This window comes from Streptomyces sporangiiformans (assembly GCF_005768555.2).
Lineage (GTDB): Bacteria > Actinomycetota > Actinomycetes > Streptomycetales > Streptomycetaceae > Streptomyces > Streptomyces sporangiiformans.
Map to the genome: position 1 here is coordinate 1 of NZ_VCHX02000030.1, position 16,702 is coordinate 16,702.

Consider the following 16,702-nt stretch of genomic DNA (forward strand, 5'->3'; position numbering starts at 1 on the left):
TGCTGCGCAAGGGAGCCGGCACGCCGGCCGGCACCCTCACCCCACAGGGCCGCATCCGTCTGCCCGACGGAAGCCCCGGACGCTTCGACGACGTGACCGGATACGGCTTCACCCTTGTCGCCGCCGATGATGCCACCACCGCCCTCGGGCCGGAGCGGCTCGCCCGGCTGGAGCGCCTGGGCTGCGCCGTGGTCGCCCTCGACACGGTCGACGACCTCGACGGACGGCACCGGGAGTACCTCCAACTGCTCGGCGCGGTCGCGTATCTGGCGCGCCCCGACTTCGTGCTGTTCGGTACGGCAGCCGACACCACGGACCTGGGCGCGCTGGTGGACGACCTCGACGCCGCGCTGTCCGGAACGGTGGGGGCGGCCGTATGACGACCGGAGATCCTGGAGTGGAGGCCGTGCTGCCGCCGCTGGTCGCGGCCCAGCACCGGGCCATGCCCTTCAACCGGCTCACGGACTGTGGCATGGACCCCGCCGACGCCCGACGGCTGCTCGCCGACACCACCGCCGGAATTCCGTGGCAGGATGCCGCCGCGACAATCGCCGACGTACAACTGGAGCGCGCGCGGTCGGCGGAAGCCGCGGGGCACAGCACCACCGCCCGGCAGGCGTCCCGGTTCGCTTCCGCGGCCCTGATGTTCGGGCAGATGGCGTACCAGAGCGACACCCCGGAGAAGCGGGAGCTGTACGCCCGGCACACCGCCGCGACCGCCGCTCTCGCACCCGGCGTGGAGCGGGTGGAGGTCACTCACCGCGACGGCGTCCTCGGCGGCTGGCTGTGCCTGCCGGCCGGGACGCCCCGCGCCACCGTGATCGTGTGGGGCGGGCTCAGCGGCTGGGGAGCGGCGTATCTGCCGGTCGCCGACGCGTACACCACACGAGGCCTGGCCTGTCTGCTCGCCGAAGGCCCCGGTCAGGGGGAGTCACGGCTGCGCCACGGACTGTACGTCGACGAGCACGTCACCGACGGCTTCGCCCGCTTCGTCGACCTGGTCGAGGCCGATCCCCGCCTCGGCGGTGCCATCGGCGTCCAGGGCGTCAGCTTCGGCGGCCTGTTCGCCGCCCATCTGGCCGCTGCCGACCCGCGCGTCGGCGCGGTGGTGGTCAACGGCGCTCCAGCGGTACCGACCGTCCCCGAATTCCGCACCGCCCGCGAGCAGATGGCCGCCGTGGTCGGCACCGACGACCTGGACCGGGTGGCCGAGGTGATGGACGCCTTGCGCTTCGACCCGGACAAGCACCGCATCACCTGCCCACTGCTCCTGCTGCACGGTGTCCGCGACCCCCTCGCCCGCTACGAGGGCCAGGAGCCGTTCCTCCGCGCCGCCGACCCCGCCACCTCCACTGTGCGAATCTGGCCCGACGGAGAGCACACCCTCTACAACCACGCGACCGAACGCGACGCGCTCACCGGTGACTGGTTCACCGACCACCTCACCGGCCAAGGCACCCCGAAACGTTAGGAAAACCAAGTGGACTTCACCGTCGAGACCGCCACCGACGCGGTGGTGGAGAGCTTCCGGGCAACCAAGGACCAGCGGCTGCGGCAGGTCATGGAGAGCCTGACCCGCCACCTCCACGACTTCGTACGGGACATCGAACCCACGATGGAGGAATGGGAGGCCGCGATCGGCTTCCTCACCGCCGTCGGCCAGACATGCGACGACACCCGCCAGGAGTTCGTCCTGCTCTCCGACGTCCTGGGCGTCTCCATGCTGGTCGAGACCCTGAACGGGGCCGAGGAGGGAACCGAGAGCACCGTCCTCGGCCCCTTCCACATGACCGAATCCCCCCGCCGCGAACTCGGCGACTCCATCGACCTCCTCGGCACCGGCCGCCCGTGTGTGGTGTCCGGCCGAGTGCTCGCCGCCGACGGCACCCCGCNCCCGTGTGTGGTGTCCGGCCGAGTGCTCGCCGCCGACGGCACCCCGCTGCCGGACACCGAACTCGACGTGTGGCAGTGCTCGGAGGACGGCTTCTACGACGTGCAGCAGCCCGACGTACAGCCGCCGGGAAACGGACGCGGGTTGTTCCGTACGGACGGCGAGGGCCGCTTCTGGTTCCGCACCGTCGTCCCCTCCCACTACCCGATCCCCACCGACGGCCCCGTCGGCCGCCTGCTCGAAGCCACCGGCCGGCACCCCTACCGGCCCGCCCACATCCACTTCATCGCGAGTGCCGAGAACCACCGGCCGGTCACCACGCACGCGTTCGTCGCGGGCAGCCCGTACGTCGACTCCGACGCGGTCTTCGCGGTCAAGCGGGGCCTGATCACGGACTTCACCGAGTCGTACGACGAGCAGGAGGCCGAGCGCTTCAGCGTGACCGTGCCTTTCACACACGCCAGGTTCGACATCGTGCTGGCCACGGAAGCCGAGGCGGCACGATGACCTTCACCTACGAAGCCTTGCCGATGCGGGTGGTCTTCGGCGCCGGAAGCCTGCGCCAACTGGCCGAGGAAGCCGAGCGGTTGGGCCTGCGGCGGCTGTTGGTGCTGTCCACCCCCGGCCAGCGCGCCCTCGCCGAGCACGCGGCCACCCTGCTCGGTGGCGCGTGCGTAGGGCTGTTCACCGAAGCGCGGATGCACGTGCCGGTCGAAGTCGCCGAAGCGGCCCGCGCCACCGCGCGCGATGCCGGCGCGGACGGCTGCCTGGCCATCGGTGGGGGCTCCACCATCGGCCTGGGCAAGGCGATCGCCCTGAGCTCCGGCCTGCCCGTGATCAGTGTGCCGACGACCTACGCCGGCTCGGAGATGACCACCGTGTGGGGACTCACCGAGGACGGGCGCAAGCGCACCGGCCGCGACCGGGCCGTCCTGCCCCGCAGCGTGGTCTACGACCCCGAACTCACCGTCGGCCTCCCCGCGGACGTGTCGGTGACCAGCGGCTTCAACGCCATCGCCCATGCCGTGGAGGCCCTCTACGCGCCCGACGCCTCTCCGATCGTGTCCCTGATGGCCGAGGAAGGGGTGCGCTCACTGGTCGCGGCCCTGCCGGTCGTCGCCGCCGACCCCGGCGACATGCGGGCCCGCACCGACGCGCTGCGCGGAGCATGGTTGTGCGGGGCGTGCCTGGGGGCGACGACCATGTCGCTGCACCACAAGCTCTGCCACATCCTCGGCGGCACCTTCGACCTGCCCCACGCCGCCGTCCACACGGTCGTGCTCCCGTACGTCGCCGCCTTCAACCTTCCCGCGGCGCCGACCGCAGAGCGGGCCCTGCGCCGTGCGCTGGCCACGGACGACGTACCGAAACACCTCGCGCGAGCATCCGTCGAACTCGGGGCCCCGCGCTCCCTGGCCGAACTGGGCCTCAGCGAGCGCCACTTCGACGACATCACCGCCCAGGCAAAGGCTCAGCCCTACGCCAATCCACGACCGGTCACCGAGGAAGCCCTACGCGCACTCCTCACAGACGCCCTCAACGGAGCCCTCGCACCCTGACCGGGCCTTCACAGCCATCTGCCACACATCGCCGGGGACGGCATGGCGGCGTACTTCGGAGGCACCTCGGAGCAGCCCGCGTACGACGCCTACTCCGCCCTGTGGTTCGACGAGGCGCATGCCCTGACCGGCTTCCGCGCCTGGCAGCAGGCCTTGGCCGGTCACGCGGTGAAGCACGGTGGGCACACGGGTCGTCGTAGGCCGTCAGCCGTCACTGTGGACGCCCGCACCAGGCGGGTGTCGTCCTCGCCGCAGACCGGCGGGCAGTGTGGGGGCAGGGGTCAGGGCTTCCAGGGGCCGATGCGGTCCAGGCGGCGGCGCTGCTGGTGTGCGGTGGGCACGTCGAGGCCCTGGCCGCGTGCGGTGAGGTGGTCGGCGACGGCGGTGCGGTGCTCCATGGGCTTGTGGTCGTCGTACTTGAACTTGGCGCGTACGTCGGTGACCTCCAGGCGCAGGCCGCGGATGCCGGGCAGCATCCGGCCGTACGGCGGCTGGTCGACGGCGACGGGGGCGTGGTCACTGTCGGGCTGGAAGTGGGTGAGTTGGCGGCGCAGCAGCTCGGCCTTGGCCTCGGGGTCGTCGACGACATGGGCGCGGCAGGTGAACTGGACGGCTGTGTAGTAGCTGGTGGGGACGCCGTCGGTGGGCGGAGTGTCGGGCTTGGCACGCCAGGGGCCGGGGACGAAGGCGTAGTCACCGAAGACGGTGAAGAGGACGTTCGGGTCGTGCTCGATCGCCTTCCAGACCGGGTTGGGTCGGGCGAGGTGGATCAGGAGATGGTTACCGTCGCGGGTGAAGTGGGTGGGCACGGCGACGGGCGGGTGGCCGGGCAGGCCGTTGACACTGAGCTGTCCGAAGTCGTGGCCTTCGGCGATCCAGGTTTGCCATTCGGTTTCGTCGAGCCCGGCGTCCCAGGGCTGGATCAACATGCTGGTCTCCTTGCGGCGTCGGCCGTGGGGTGGACTACGGGGCTGCTCAGGTCAGGGCGAGGAGGCTGACGGCGACGGCGGCGGTGCCCAGGCCGACGAGCTGGCCGCGGTGGATGCGCTCGGCGAGCACGCCGCGGGCGAGGAGGACCGTGCCGGCCGGATAGAGGGCGACGATCACGGCGACGACGGCCAGGTCCCCGCTGCGGGCGGCGAACAGGAACAGCAGATTCGCCACGGAGTCCAGCACACCCGCGGCGGCCGACATCGCGTACGCGGGCCGCTCCGAGCCCAGCCTGCCGTACATCGCCCCCGCCGCGACCAGAGTGACGGCAGAGGAGACCGCCCTTCCCACGATCAGTGGCGCCACCCCGCTGCCGGACGGCGCCTGGTGCAGGAAGATCAGCTGGAGGGCGATGGCGGCGCCCGCACCGAAGGCCAGCAGCAGCGCCGTACGGGAGGGGCGCGCCGACCTGGTGCCGTGTCCGGCGCTGACCAGCACCACCGCTACCAGCGCGAGCGGCAGACCCACCAATCCAGTGGCGGCCAGGTGCTCGCCCTGCAACAGGCCCACACCGACGGGCAGCGCGGCAGACACCAGCGCGGTCACGGGCGACAGCACGTTCATCGGACCGATCGCCAGCGTGCGGTAGAGCAGGGCGAACGCGGCGGCGGAGGCGACCCCGGACGCGGCACCCCAGCCAAGGGTGTCGGCGCTGAACGAGGCGCCGAGCACCGGCCAGAGCAACAGCTCGACCACGAGAGAGGCCGGAGCCGCGATCATCACGGTACGCAGCACATGAGCCTTACGGGCGCCGAGGCCGCCGAGGAAGTCGGCGCATCCATAGGCGAGTGAGCTGCCCAGGGCCAGCAGCAGAGCGAACACGACACATCCCTTACTATTCAGTGGAACGACCAGACCGTACAACAGAACGACCGGCTGGTGTCAACCAAACGACCGCGCGGTGCATTGAAGTGGTCAGTGGTGGTCAGCGGTGAGGATGGAGATCAGATGGTCGAGACAGCCGCAGCCCTGCGGACGGTCGCGCACAACGTCCGGGCGGCCCGCACCCGGGCGGGCCTGTCCCTGGAGGAACTCAGCCGACGCTCCCAGGTCAGCAAGGGAGCCCTGGTGGCACTGGAGAAAGCCCAGGGCAACCCCAACCTGGCCACCCTGGTCCGGCTGGCCGACACCCTCGGCATCTCGGTGTCCGCCCTGATGCAGGGGCCGCCCGAAGGCCGCGTCCGCGTCGTGTCCGCCGACACCGTGGCGCCACTGTGGACCGGAGAACGGGGGAGCGAGGCCCGGCTCATGCTGACGACCTCAGGCCCGGCCCCGGTCGAGGTCTGGCGCTGGCAACTGGAACCGGACGAGGAATACCCCAGCCACCCCCACCAGGCCGGCGTCGTGGAAACCGTCAGCGTCACCTCCGGCCGGATGACCCTGATCGTCGACGGCTCCGAGCACACCGTGGAAGCCGGACAGACTGCCACGTTCGACGGCGACACCCCGCACATCTACCGCGGCTCCGGCACCGCAACCTGCAGCCTGATCATGACGGTCCACCTGCCGCCCGGTCCCGCTTCCACAACCTGACCCGCGTGGTGCAGGCGGAAGCCCCAGTGGTGCCGTCGCCTCAGCGGCAGCGGAATTCGGTTGGCTCCGTCGTATGTGCCGACTAAGCTGCCCGTTCCAGGGGGAAGTCTGCTGACTGGTGCTGGCATCATCACAGGTCAGGAACGTGATTCAGTGACAACTGGAAAGCCTGGTCACACTGGCGGCGTGAACGCGGATCACACCGGCGACCCCGGGCTCTTCGGCCCGTCCTCGGTCACCTGGCAGATGCACGGCGACCCGATGATGTGGGTCGCCGGTGTGCGCGCGCTCTACCTCCAGGCCCTGCATCCCCGCGCGGTGCGCGGCGTCATGCAGAATTCCGACTTCCGCAAGGACGCTTGGGGTCGGCTGATGCGCACGGCCGACTTCGTCGGCACGACGACGTACGGCACCACGCAGGCGGCCGAGAAGGCCGGCGCCCGGGTCCGGAAGATCCACACCATGTTCACGGCGACCGACCCCGACACGGGCGAGCGCTACCGGATCGACGAACCCGAGCTGCTGCTCTGGATCCACTGCGCCGAGATCGACTCGTATCTGCAGGTGGGACGCCGCTCCGGTTTCCCGATCACGGACGCGGCGGCGGACCGCTACATCGGCGAACACCGGGTCAGCGCACGCCTGGTGGGCCTCGACCCCGGCGACGTACCCGCCGACCAGGGCCAACTCGCCGCGTACTTCGAGAAGACGCGCCCCGAGCTGGCCGCGGGACCGGAGGCGCGGGAGGTGGACGACTTTCTGAGGAGGCCGCCGACACCGCTCCTGCTCGTCCCGGCGCGCGCACTGCTGTGGCGGCGCGTGGCCGACCTCGCGTACGCCGCACTGCCGCCGTACGCCCATGAGTTGTACGGAAGACCGGCGCCGCCGCCCGAGACGGTGACCCGTCACCTGCGCCTCACCGGCACCCTGCTGCGCGGCATACCCGCACGTGTCCGCTGGCAACTGCCGCCCAAACACATTATCCGCGCCATGTCACGGCTCGGCCCCGGCTCGCGCCCGGCACCGTACAAAGTCGGCGGATAGCTCGCCATACTGGACGGGCCGGGGGAGGGCGGGGCCAGACGACGGGGGCGGTCGCACGAGATGGCGGAGACCAGGCTGATCCAGGGCCGGTACCGGCTGCTCGACCTGATCGGTCGCGGCGGCATGGGTGAGGTGTGGCGTGCGCGCGACGAATCGCTGGGCAGACAGGTCGCCGTCAAGTGCCTCAAACCACTGGGCCCGCAGCGCGACCACTCCTTCACACGGGTCCTGCGGGAGCGGTTTCGGCGCGAGGCACGCGTGGCCGCCGCCCTCCAGCACCGCGGAGTCACCGTGGTGCACGACTTCGGCGAGTCGGACGGTGTCCTCTATCTCGTCATGGAGCTGCTGGACGGTCGCAACCTGAGCCAGCTCCTGGAGGACAACAAAAACCATCCGCTGCCGGTCGCCGACGTCGTGGAGATCGCCGACCAGGCGGCCGCCGCCCTCGCGTACACCCACCAACAGGGCATCGTGCACCGCGACTTGAAACCGGCCAACATCATGCGCCTCGACGACGGCACAGTGAAGATCTGCGACTTCGGCATCGCCCGACTCGGCCACGACATCGGCTTCACCGCCCGCCTCACCGGCACCGGCATCGCGATGGGCACCCCGCACTACATGTCACCCGAGCAGATCAGCGGCGAGTCCGTCGACCATCGCAGCGACCTCTACTCGTTCGGCTGCGTGCTGTACGAGATCGCCACCGGGGCGCCGCCGTTCGATCTCGACGACGCATGGGCCGTCCTCGTCGGACACCGCGACACCGCGCCCGAGCCGCCGCGCGGCCACCGCGCCGAACTCCCCGAGTACCTCGAGCAGATCATCCTGGACCTCCTGGCGAAGGAGCCCGAGGAACGTCCGCACGACGCCCGCGAGCTGGGCCGCCGCATCAGCGCGGGCCGCACCACACCCACGTACGTGCCGACCATGGTGTCCCCGCCCGTGCGGCGCCGGCCGGCGGAGCCCCCGACGACCCGTGAACCGCGTCTGCCTTCCTGGACGCGAGGCATGACCACCGGCCACAAGGCGACCGGCGCCGCGCTGCGCACCACACCGCCGGACGCCGCCGCGGGCCTGACCGGCGACTGGATCGCCCGCCCCGACACCCGTCGGGACCGGGAGCCCGTACCGGCCGAACGGCCCACCCCGTCACCGGAGTTGATCACCACGCTCACCGGCCGGCACAACGCGGGCCTCAGCCTGGGGCGCCTCGGCCGCTGGGCGGAGGCGGGCGAGGTGCACCGCGCGGTCGCCGCCGAGCGCGAGCACGCCCTCGGCCCCGACCACCCCGACACGCTCGCCAGCCGCTACGAGGTCGGCTTCACCCTCAGCCGCACCGGCCGCCCCGCCGACGCGCTGCGCGAGTACACCCACGTCGCCGAGGCCAGGGGGCGCCTGCTGGGACCCGAGCACCCGGACACGCTGGCAGCCCGCCAGGAAATGGCGTACGTGCTCGGGCAGTTGGGCCGCCATTTCGAAGCGCACCAGGCGTACGCGGCCGTGCTCGCCGCCCGCGAGCGCGCCATGGGACCCGACCACCCGGACACCCTGCGCTGCCGCCACAACCTCGCCTTCAACCTCAGCAGGCTCGGGCGCCTGGAGGACTCGTACCGCATGGCCCTCGACGTGGCCGCGGCCCGCGCCCGGGCGCTCGGCGCGAACCATCCCGACACCCTCGTGACCCAGTACGAAGTCGCCTACGTACTCGGCCAGTTGGGCCACTGGCCGGAGGCGCTGCAGACCTACCAGGAGGTCGCGGAGGCCCGGGCGCAGGCTCTTGGCCCCGATCACCCCGACACCCTTGCCGCGCGCTACGAGGTCGGGATCAGCCTCGGCAGGCTCGGCCGCAGCGCCCAGGCGCTGGAGCTGTACCGCGCCCTGATCGACGACCGCACCCGCGTCCACGGCCCAGGCCACCCCGAGACCCTGCGCGCCCGGCACGGCCTCGGAGTCAACCTGGGGCGGCTCGGCCGCTGGGAGGAGGCTCTGACGGAGTCCCGCGACGTGTGCGCGATCCGCGAGCGCGTCCTCGGCCCCGAGCACCCGGACACCCTGGTCAGCCGCCGCGAGGTGGCCGTCGGCCTCGGCTGGCTCGGCCGCTGGGCGGATGCCCTCACCGAGTATCGCCGCGTCGCCGCCGCCCGCGAGCGCGTCCTGGGCGCCGACCACCCCGACGCCCTCGCCAGCCGCAACGACGAGGCCCACTGCCTGGAACAACTCGGGCGCGGCGCTGAGGCGATCGAGCTGTACCGGAGGGTGGCCGCACTGCGGCAGCAGCGGCCGTCCGGCGGCCCGTGAGGCCCGAGCGGCCTCCGGGGCCGGCCGACGGCGCGAGGCGGCGACGCCGGATGGCCTGTCGCTGCCGGGGTACCTCATCACGTACCTCCTCAAGCCCATCCCGTCCGCCGGTAATCGGGCGGTGCGCAGCGCACTCGCCCCGTAGCGCGGCCTGAGGCTCTGCCGGGCCGCCGCGTGTCGGCCGCCGGGTGTGGCCGCCGGCCGTCGGGACGTCGTCCCGCCGAGCGCTCGCGGCCACCGAGGCCCTGCGACCAGTGCCCCGCTCGGCCGCCCGCCGCCTGCCGCGTATGCCTGGCCGACCCGGATCACGGCGTGTTACGAAGAGGCATGCCTGTACACGAGGGATACGACGCCGTGATCGTCGGCGGTGGCCACAACGGTCTGGTCGCCGCCGCCTACCTGGCCCGCGCCGGGAAGTCCGTCCTCGTCCTGGAACGCCTGGGGAGCACGGGGGGCGCCGCCGTTTCCACCCGGCCGTTCAGCGGGGTCGACGCACGGCTGTCGCGCTACTCGTACCTCGTCAGTTTGCTGCCCCGGAAGATCGTCCGGGACCTGGGCCTCGACTTCCGGGTCCGCGGCCGCACGGTGTCCTCGTACACACCCGTCGAGCGCGCCGGACGGCCGACCGGGCTGCTGGTCGGCGGCGGCGAGCGGCGCACCCGGGAGGCCTTCGCACGGCTGACCGGCTCGGACCGCGAGTACCGGGCCTGGCAGAGCTTCTACGGCATGACCGGCCGCGTCGCCCAGCAGGTGTTCCCCACGCTCACCGAACCGCTGCCCACGCGCGACGAGCTGCGCCGCCGCATCGACGACGAGGAGGCCTGGCGGGTTCTCTTCGAGGAGCCGATCGGCGCGGCGATCGAGGAGCGGTTCGCCGACGATCTCGTACGCGGTGTCGTCCTCACCGACGCGCTCATCGGCACTTTCGCGAGCGCGCACGACCCCTCCCTGCGGCAGAACCGCTGCTTCCTGTACCACGTGATCGGCGGCGGCACGGGGGCCTGGGACGTGCCGGTGGGCGGTATGGGGGCCCTGACCGACGCCCTGGCCGCCGCGGCACGGGGCGCGGGCGCGGCCATCGCCACCGGGCACGAGGCGGTCAGGATCGCGACGGACGGACGGTCGGCGGAGGTCACGTTCCGGACCGAGTACGGAGAAGGAGTCGTCTCGGCACGGCACGTCCTCGTGAACGCCTCGCCACAGGAGCTCGCGATCCTCACCGGCGAGGAGCCGCCCACCCCCGCCGAGGGCGCCCAGCTCAAGGTGAACATGCTGCTCAAGCGACTTCCCCGGTTGCGCGACACCTCCGTGGACCCGCGCGAGGCGTTCTCCGGGACCTTCCACATCGCCGAGGGATACGAGCAGTTGGCGACCGCCCACGCGCAGGCCGCGTCCGGTGCGCTGCCGGCCGAGCCGCCCTCCGAGATCTACTGCCACTCGCTGACCGATCCGACGATCCTCGGGCCCGGCCTGGTCGAGCGGGGATACCAGACGCTCACGCTGTTCGGCCTGCACACGCCGGCACGGCTCTTCACGCGCGACAACGACGCCGTACGCGAGGAACTGCTCAAGTCGACCCTGGCGCAACTGGACGCACACCTCGCCGAACCGCTCGCCGACTGCCTGGCGGCCGACGCGGAAGGCCGCCCCTGCATCGAGGCGAAGACCCCCCTCGACCTGGAACGCGACCTGCGCCTGCCCGGCGGCAACATCTTCCACCGTGACCTGGCCTTCCCCTACGCGCAGGAGGGCACCGGCCGCTGGGGCGTCGAGACCCCGCACGCGAACGTCCTGCTGTGCGGCGCGGGCGCGGTGCGCGGCGGCGGGGTGAGCGGGGTGCCGGGGCACAACGCGGCGATGGCGGTGCTGGAGGATCAGCAACCGTCATAGCGGTGCCCGTCAGGCGACTGCCGGCACCCCGCGCCCTGGAGGTGCGGTGGAGGTGGCCTCGGAGCGACGTACCGCGTCAGTCGGCCGACGCCGTCCAGCCCACCGCCTCGATGCGGCCCGCGTCCGCGGGCCTGGCCTCGTCGAAGGCGACGCGGTCGCCGGCCTTGACGCGCAGCCCGTCCACGTACACCCCGCGGCCGACGTAGAGCCGGTCGGTCATGCAGCGCCACCGCAGCACGAGCCGCGGGGACTCGGTGAGATCCGCGGTGAGCCGGTGCCAGACACGGCCCGACCAGCCGGTCACCGAACCGGACGGATGCTCGCGCGGGTCCTCGCCGTGGCGCGTCGTCCTGAACGGGACCGGCCGCCACGTGGTGCCGCCGTCCGTCGAGGACTCCAGGAACAGGCCGTCCGACTGGGGTTCGGTGTCCCACCACAGCGCGCAGCGCAGCCGGCCGCCGGCGCCGACGGCGAGCGCGGGCAGAGTGAGCGTCGCGGAGGTCGCGTTCGTCATGCCGGAGAACCAGGCCGTACGCCCTCGCGCGGGCCGGACCGGGACGGCCCGCGCCAGCTGGTTCGCGGCGGCGACCCGGGGAGCGGAGCCGGATCGCCAACTGCGCACGGGATGAACGGAGTTGCCGAGGACGATGAGGAACGAGTCGGTCGTCGGGTCGAGGACCAGCGACGTGCCGGTGAAGCCGGTGTGGCCGGCGGTGCGCGGAGTGGCCATGGCGCCCATGTACCAGTGCTGGTAGAGCTCGAAGCCGAGGCCGTGCTCGTCGCCGGGGAAGGCGGTGTTGAAGTCGGTGAACATCAGCTCCACCGACTCGGCTTTAAGGATCCTGGCCCGGCCGTACGAGCCGCCGTTGAGGAGCGTACGGCCGAGGATCGCGAGGTCCCACGCGCAGGAGAAGACGCCCGCGTGGCCCGCGACCCCGCCGAGGCTGTAGGCGTTCTCGTCGTGCACCTCGCCCCAGACGAGGCCGCGGTCGATCCCGGACCAGGGCTTGCGTGCGTCCTCCGTGGCGGCGATCTTCGGCTTCCAGGAGGCGGGCGGGTTGTAGCGAGTGCGACGCATCCCGAGCGGAGCGGTGATCTCGTCGCGGAGCAGGGCATCGAGAGCGTGACCGGTGATCTCCTCCAGGACGAGCTGGAGCGAGATCAGGTTGAGGTCCGAGTAGAGGTACTTGGTGCCCGGCGGGTTGAGCGGCGCCTCGTTCCAGATGAGTTGGAGCCTTTCCTCGTGGGTCGGCGCGTTGTAGAGCGGGATCCAGGCGCGGAACCCGGAGGTGTGGGTGAGGAGCTGCCGGACGGTGATGTCCTGCTTGCCCGCGTTCCCGAAGTCCGGCAGGTACGAGGCGACCTTCGCCTCCAGCTCCAGTGTGCCGCGCTCGATCTGCTGCACGGCCAGGATCGAGGTGAACAGCTTCGAGACGGAGGCGAGGTCGAAGACCGTGTCCTCGGCCATGGGGATCTGCTGATCGGCCGTGAACTCCACGCCGGTGTCTGTCTTCTCGTCGTACGCCGAGTAGCGCACCGCCGTGCCGATCGGCTGATGCAGGGCGACCGTGCCGCCGCGTCCGGCGAGCAGTACGGCACCCGCGTACCAGGGGTACTTGGGGGAGGGGCCGAGGAACTTCTCTGCGTCGGCGACGAGTTGCCGCAGATGTCCCGCGAGCAGGCCCGCGCGCTCTGCGGATCCGCGCCGCAGGGTGGGCCGGCCGTGGTCCGGCGCGGCCGTGGCGGGACCCGCCGGAAACGGTACGAGCGCCAGGGCACCGCCCAGGGCCAGGGTCTTTCCCACTAACTGGCGACGCGTCAGCCCGCCGTTCGCTCTGCCCTCTGTGTCTTCGGTCATCGAGGAGCCTCCCGTAGCGCCGCCTGAAACTATCTTTCGGGGTTCGCCTTGCGGAGTGAAGCTTTTGTTTCGGGTGTGGGGTGTGTCAAGACTGCGGAAGGCGGCTACGGAGGGCGGTGCGCCCCCTCCGAGAAATCTGACGGAGCATCAGAAAAGGGCTTCCCTCGTCCGGAGGACTGCGGCATCCTGCGGCCATGCAGACGGAGTTGAGCAACACACTGGGAGTCGAGCACGCCATCTTCGGCTTCACGCCGTTCCCCGCCGTCGCCGCGGCCATCAGCCGTGCCGGTGGATTCGGTGTGCTCGGCGCGGTCCGCTACACCGCCCCCGACGACCTCAAACGCGACCTCGACTGGGTCGAGAAACACGTCGACGGCAAGCCCTACGGCCTGGACGTCGTCATGCCCGCCAAGAAGGTGGAGGGCGTCACCGAGGCCGACGTCGAGGCGATGATCCCCGAGGGTCACCGGCAGTACGTCAAGGACACCTTGGCCCAGTACGGCGTACCGGAACTCGCCGCGGGCGAGGCCTCCGGCTGGCGCATCACCGGCTGGATGGAGCAGGTGGCCCGCAGCCAGCTGGACGTGGCCTTCGACTATCCGGTCAAACTCCTGGCCAACGCGCTCGGTTCACCGCCCGCCGATGTCATCGCGCGCGCCCACGACCAAGGCGTGCTCGTCGCCGCGCTCGCGGGCAGCGCCCGGCACGCCCGCAAGCACGCCGAGGCGGGCATCGACATCGTCGTCGCCCAGGGCTACGAGGCGGGCGGCCACACCGGTGAGATCGCCTCCATGGTGCTCACACCCGAAGTCGTGGACGCCGTCGACCCGTTGCCCGTGCTGGCGGCGGGCGGTATCGGCAGCGGACAGCAGGTCGCCGCCGCGCTCGCCCTCGGCGCTCAGGGTGTGTGGCTCGGCTCCCTGTGGCTGACCACCACCGAGGCCGAGATGCACTCGCGTGCCCTGACCCAGAAGCTCCTCGCCGCCGGATCCGGCGACACGGTCCGTTCCCGCGCGCTGACCGGCAAGCCCGCACGGCAGTTGCGTACCGAATGGACCGACGCATGGGACGACCCGAACGGACCGGGCACGCTCCCCATGCCACTGCAGGGCCTGCTCGTCGCGGAGGCGGTTTCGCGGATCCAGAAGTACGAGGTGGAGCCGCTGCTCGGGACGCCCGTCGGCCAGATCGTCGGCCGGATGAACAGTGAGCGCAGCGTCCAGGCCGTCTTCGACGACCTCACGCGTGGCTTCGAGAAGGCGGTCGACCGAATCAACCGCATCGCGGGAAGGAGCGAGGCATGAGTCAGGCCCCGGGCGGTGCTCCGAACGGTTCCCGCAACGGCTTCTGGGCCCAGGCCGCCGCCGAACCCGAGCGTACGGTCCTGATCGCCCCCGATGGCGAGAAGTGGACCGCCGGACGGCTGCACGCCGAAGCCAACCGGCTGGTACACGGGCTGCGCGCGGCCGGTCTCGAACGCGGCGACGCCTTCGCGGTCGTGCTGCCCAACAGTGTCGAGTTCTTCACCGCGTACCTCGCCGCCGCACAGGCCGGCCTCTACCTCGTCCCCGTCAACCACCACCTCGTCGGACCCGAGATCGCCTGGATCGTCTCCGACTCGGGTGCCAAAGTGCTGGTCGCGCACGAGCGGTTCGCCGACGCCGCACGTCACGCCGCCGACGAGGCGAAGCTGCCGAAGAGCCGGCGGTACGCGGTCGGCGCGGTCGAGGGCTTCAGGCCCTACGCCGAACTCCTCGACGGACAGCCCGAGTCGGCGCCCGCCGACCGCACCCTCGGCTGGGTCATGAACTACACCTCAGGCACGACGGGCCGCCCGCGCGGCATCCGGCGCCCACTGCCAGGCAAGCTGCCCGAGGAGTCGTATCTCGGCGGCTTCCTCGGTATCTTCGGGATCAAACCGTTCGACGACAACGTGCATCTCGTCTGCTCGCCGCTCTACCACACGGCCGTGCTGCAGTTCGCGGGCGCGTCCCTGCACATCGGCCACCAGCTGGTGCTGATGGACAAGTGGACGCCGGAGGAGATGCTGCGCCTCATCGACGCGCACCGGTGCACGCACACGCACATGGTCCCGACCCAGTTCCACCGCCTGCTGGCGCTGCCTGACGAGGTGCGGGCCCGGTACGACGTCTCGTCCATGCGGCACGCCATCCACGGCGCCGCCCCCTGCGCGGACCATGTGAAACGAGCCATGATCGAGTGGTGGGGCACCTGTGTGGAGGAGTACTACGCGGCCAGCGAGGGCGGCGGTGCCTTCGCGACGGCCGAGGACTGGCTGAAGAAGCCCGGCACGGTCGGCAAGGCCTGGCCCATCAGCGAGCTGGCGGTCTTCGACGACGAGGGAAACAGGCTGCCGCCGGGTGAACTCGGCACCGTCTACATGAAGATGACCACCGGCGGATTCTCGTACCACAAGGACGAGACCAAGACGCGGAAGAACCGCATCGGCGACTTCTTCACCGTCGGCGACCTGGGCTATCTCGACGAGGACGGCTACCTCTTCCTCCGCGACCGCAAGATCGACCTGATCATCTCGGGCGGCGTGAACATCTACCCGGCCGAGATCGAGGCCGCCCTGCTCACGCACCCCGCCGTCGCCGACGCCGCCGCGTTCGGCATCCCGCACGACGACTGGGGCGAGGAGGTCAAGGCCGTCGTCGAGCCCGCCCCCGGTGGTGAACCCGGCGCGGCGCTCGCCGCCGAGATCCTCGCCCATTGCGAACGGCAACTGGCCGGATACAAGCGCCCCAAGAGCGTCGACTTCATCGCGACGATGCCACGCGATCCCAATGGAAAGCTGTACAAGCGGCGGTTGCGGGAGCCGTATTGGGAGGGGCACACCCGCCCGGTCTAGCATTCGCTCCGCGAGCGGGCCAGCCGCCTGGCTGGGAACGCCCGTCGCCTCAGGTGCCGCGCACGTCGGCGAAGACGACCTCGAACTCTTCCAGCCCGGTCACGGTGACATGTGCCTTGGCGGCCGCCTCGTGCCTGGCCGCCGACTGGCCCGCACGGGACGCGGCAAGGGCCTCGCGGTCGGTGAACAGGGCGCCGACCAGCCCGCGTCCCCGGTCCCGGTCGATGAGCAGGGATGCCCTGGCCAGTCCCGGGAGCGTTTCGAGCCTGGGGATCACCGTCGCCCGGAACGTCTCGGTGAACAGATCCGCGTCCGAGGGGTCGAACTCCACCCTGGTGACCCGAAGCCCCGCTCCCGCCTCCGGCTGCCGGACCGGGTGGAAGACCACCGCTTCGAAATTGTCGATAGCTGTTGTTGCCGCGAACCGCTCCAGGATCGCCGCCCGCCGCTCGCGCGTTGCCTCGTCGCTGTTCCTCCGGGCCTCCTCCGACTCCCACCAGCTCACCGCCAGCAGTTTTCCGAGGTCCCGGTCCACGAAGAGCCCGAAGCCGCGGAAACCTGGCTGCCGCTCGAGCAGTTCCCGGCCTTCAGTGCTGACTGCCTCGATGGCCGTGTCGATGTTTGCCGGATCGCCGGTGGCGTAAACCGTGCGTACGAACATGGTGCCTCCCAGAAGCTGCCCATATATCCGAAACTTCTGACATGTGCCAGTCTTCTACCGGGATCGAACCGGGGCAAACGGTAGGTCCGGGTGTACCTAC

The 16,702-nt window shown here is 71.2% G+C and carries 13 protein-coding genes and 2 pseudogenes; 11 read left to right on the forward strand and 4 right to left on the reverse strand.

All coding sequences use genetic code 11. The features are described 5' to 3' along the window. From FGD71_RS01450 to FGD71_RS01465, 5 genes and pseudogenes are all read left to right on the forward strand, one after another. A pseudogene (locus FGD71_RS01450) lies at nucleotides 1-380 on the forward strand (bifunctional 3-(3-hydroxy-phenyl)propionate/3-hydroxycinnamic acid hydroxylase MhpA); the annotation flags it as partial. Beyond that, complete coding sequence (locus FGD71_RS01455; RefSeq protein WP_119098512.1) at nucleotides 377-1,471, forward strand: alpha/beta hydrolase family protein; 1,095 nt, start codon at nucleotides 377-379, stop codon at nucleotides 1,469-1,471. The pseudogene FGD71_RS01450 and the gene FGD71_RS01455, both read left to right, overlap by 4 nt. Before the next feature lie 9 nt (nucleotides 1,472-1,480). After that, nucleotides 1,481-1,892 (forward strand): dioxygenase (locus tag FGD71_RS48285; protein WP_280528323.1); only part of this gene is annotated, 412 nt, incomplete at its 3' end. A gap of 1 nt (nucleotide 1,893) precedes the next feature. Then, nucleotides 1,894-2,398, forward strand: a pseudogene (locus FGD71_RS48290) (dioxygenase family protein); the annotation flags it as partial. Further along, nucleotides 2,395-3,450 carry a maleylacetate reductase gene (locus tag FGD71_RS01465; protein ID WP_119098513.1) on the forward strand — a complete coding sequence of 352 codons (1,056 nt, stop codon included), beginning with the start codon at nucleotides 2,395-2,397 and terminating at the stop codon, nucleotides 3,448-3,450. The pseudogene FGD71_RS48290 and the gene FGD71_RS01465, both read left to right, overlap by 4 nt. A gap of 281 nt (nucleotides 3,451-3,731) precedes the next feature. Here the strand turns inward: FGD71_RS01465 and FGD71_RS01470 are convergent, their stop codons facing one another. Both FGD71_RS01470 and FGD71_RS01475 read right to left on the reverse strand, forming a co-directional pair. Continuing rightward, a complete protein-coding gene (locus tag FGD71_RS01470) occupies nucleotides 3,732-4,379 on the reverse strand; it encodes an FMN-binding negative transcriptional regulator (protein ID WP_119098514.1) in 648 nt (215 codons plus the stop codon). A 46-nt stretch (nucleotides 4,380-4,425) separates the two neighbouring features. Further along, nucleotides 4,426-5,262, reverse strand: a complete 837-nt coding sequence (locus FGD71_RS01475) for an EamA family transporter (RefSeq protein ID WP_119098515.1) — start codon at nucleotides 5,260-5,262, stop codon at nucleotides 4,426-4,428. 126 nt (nucleotides 5,263-5,388) lie between these two features. Between FGD71_RS01475 and FGD71_RS01480 the strand changes: the two genes are divergently transcribed. From FGD71_RS01480 to FGD71_RS01495, 4 genes are all read left to right on the forward strand, one after another. After that, entirely contained in the window at nucleotides 5,389-5,973 is a 585-nt protein-coding gene (locus tag FGD71_RS01480) for a helix-turn-helix domain-containing protein (protein ID WP_119098516.1), read from the forward strand. A gap of 246 nt (nucleotides 5,974-6,219) precedes the next feature. Then, on the forward strand, nucleotides 6,220-7,017 hold the full coding sequence (locus tag FGD71_RS01485) for an oxygenase MpaB family protein (protein WP_119098531.1): 798 nt from the start codon (nucleotides 6,220-6,222) through the stop codon (nucleotides 7,015-7,017). Between the two features lie 60 nt (nucleotides 7,018-7,077). Next, nucleotides 7,078-9,318 (forward strand): serine/threonine-protein kinase, encoded by a 2,241-nt coding sequence (locus FGD71_RS01490; protein WP_119098517.1) that lies wholly within the window; start codon nucleotides 7,078-7,080, stop codon nucleotides 9,316-9,318. Between the two features lie 327 nt (nucleotides 9,319-9,645). Continuing rightward, a complete protein-coding gene (locus FGD71_RS01495) occupies nucleotides 9,646-11,208 on the forward strand; it encodes a phytoene desaturase family protein (RefSeq protein WP_119098518.1) in 1,563 nt (520 codons plus the stop codon). Between the two features lie 76 nt (nucleotides 11,209-11,284). Here the strand turns inward: FGD71_RS01495 and FGD71_RS01500 are convergent, their stop codons facing one another. After that, on the reverse strand, nucleotides 11,285-13,066 hold the full coding sequence (locus tag FGD71_RS01500; protein ID WP_119098519.1) for a serine hydrolase domain-containing protein: 1,782 nt from the start codon (nucleotides 13,064-13,066) through the stop codon (nucleotides 11,285-11,287). 194 nt (nucleotides 13,067-13,260) lie between these two features. On the opposite strand from FGD71_RS01500, the gene FGD71_RS01505 reads away from it, so the two are divergent. After that, entirely contained in the window at nucleotides 13,261-14,370 is a 1,110-nt protein-coding gene (locus FGD71_RS01505) for a nitronate monooxygenase (RefSeq protein ID WP_119098520.1), read from the forward strand. Then, a complete protein-coding gene (locus FGD71_RS01510) occupies nucleotides 14,367-15,941 on the forward strand; it encodes an acyl-CoA synthetase (RefSeq protein ID WP_119098521.1) in 1,575 nt (524 codons plus the stop codon). Before FGD71_RS01505 ends, FGD71_RS01510 begins: the two co-directional genes overlap by 4 nt. Before the next feature lie 49 nt (nucleotides 15,942-15,990). On the opposite strand, the gene FGD71_RS01515 is transcribed toward FGD71_RS01510, so the two are convergent. Next, nucleotides 15,991-16,602, reverse strand: coding sequence for an antibiotic biosynthesis monooxygenase family protein (locus tag FGD71_RS01515; protein WP_119098522.1), 612 nt, complete (start codon nucleotides 16,600-16,602; stop codon nucleotides 15,991-15,993). Between the last annotated feature and the right edge of the window lie 100 nt (nucleotides 16,603-16,702).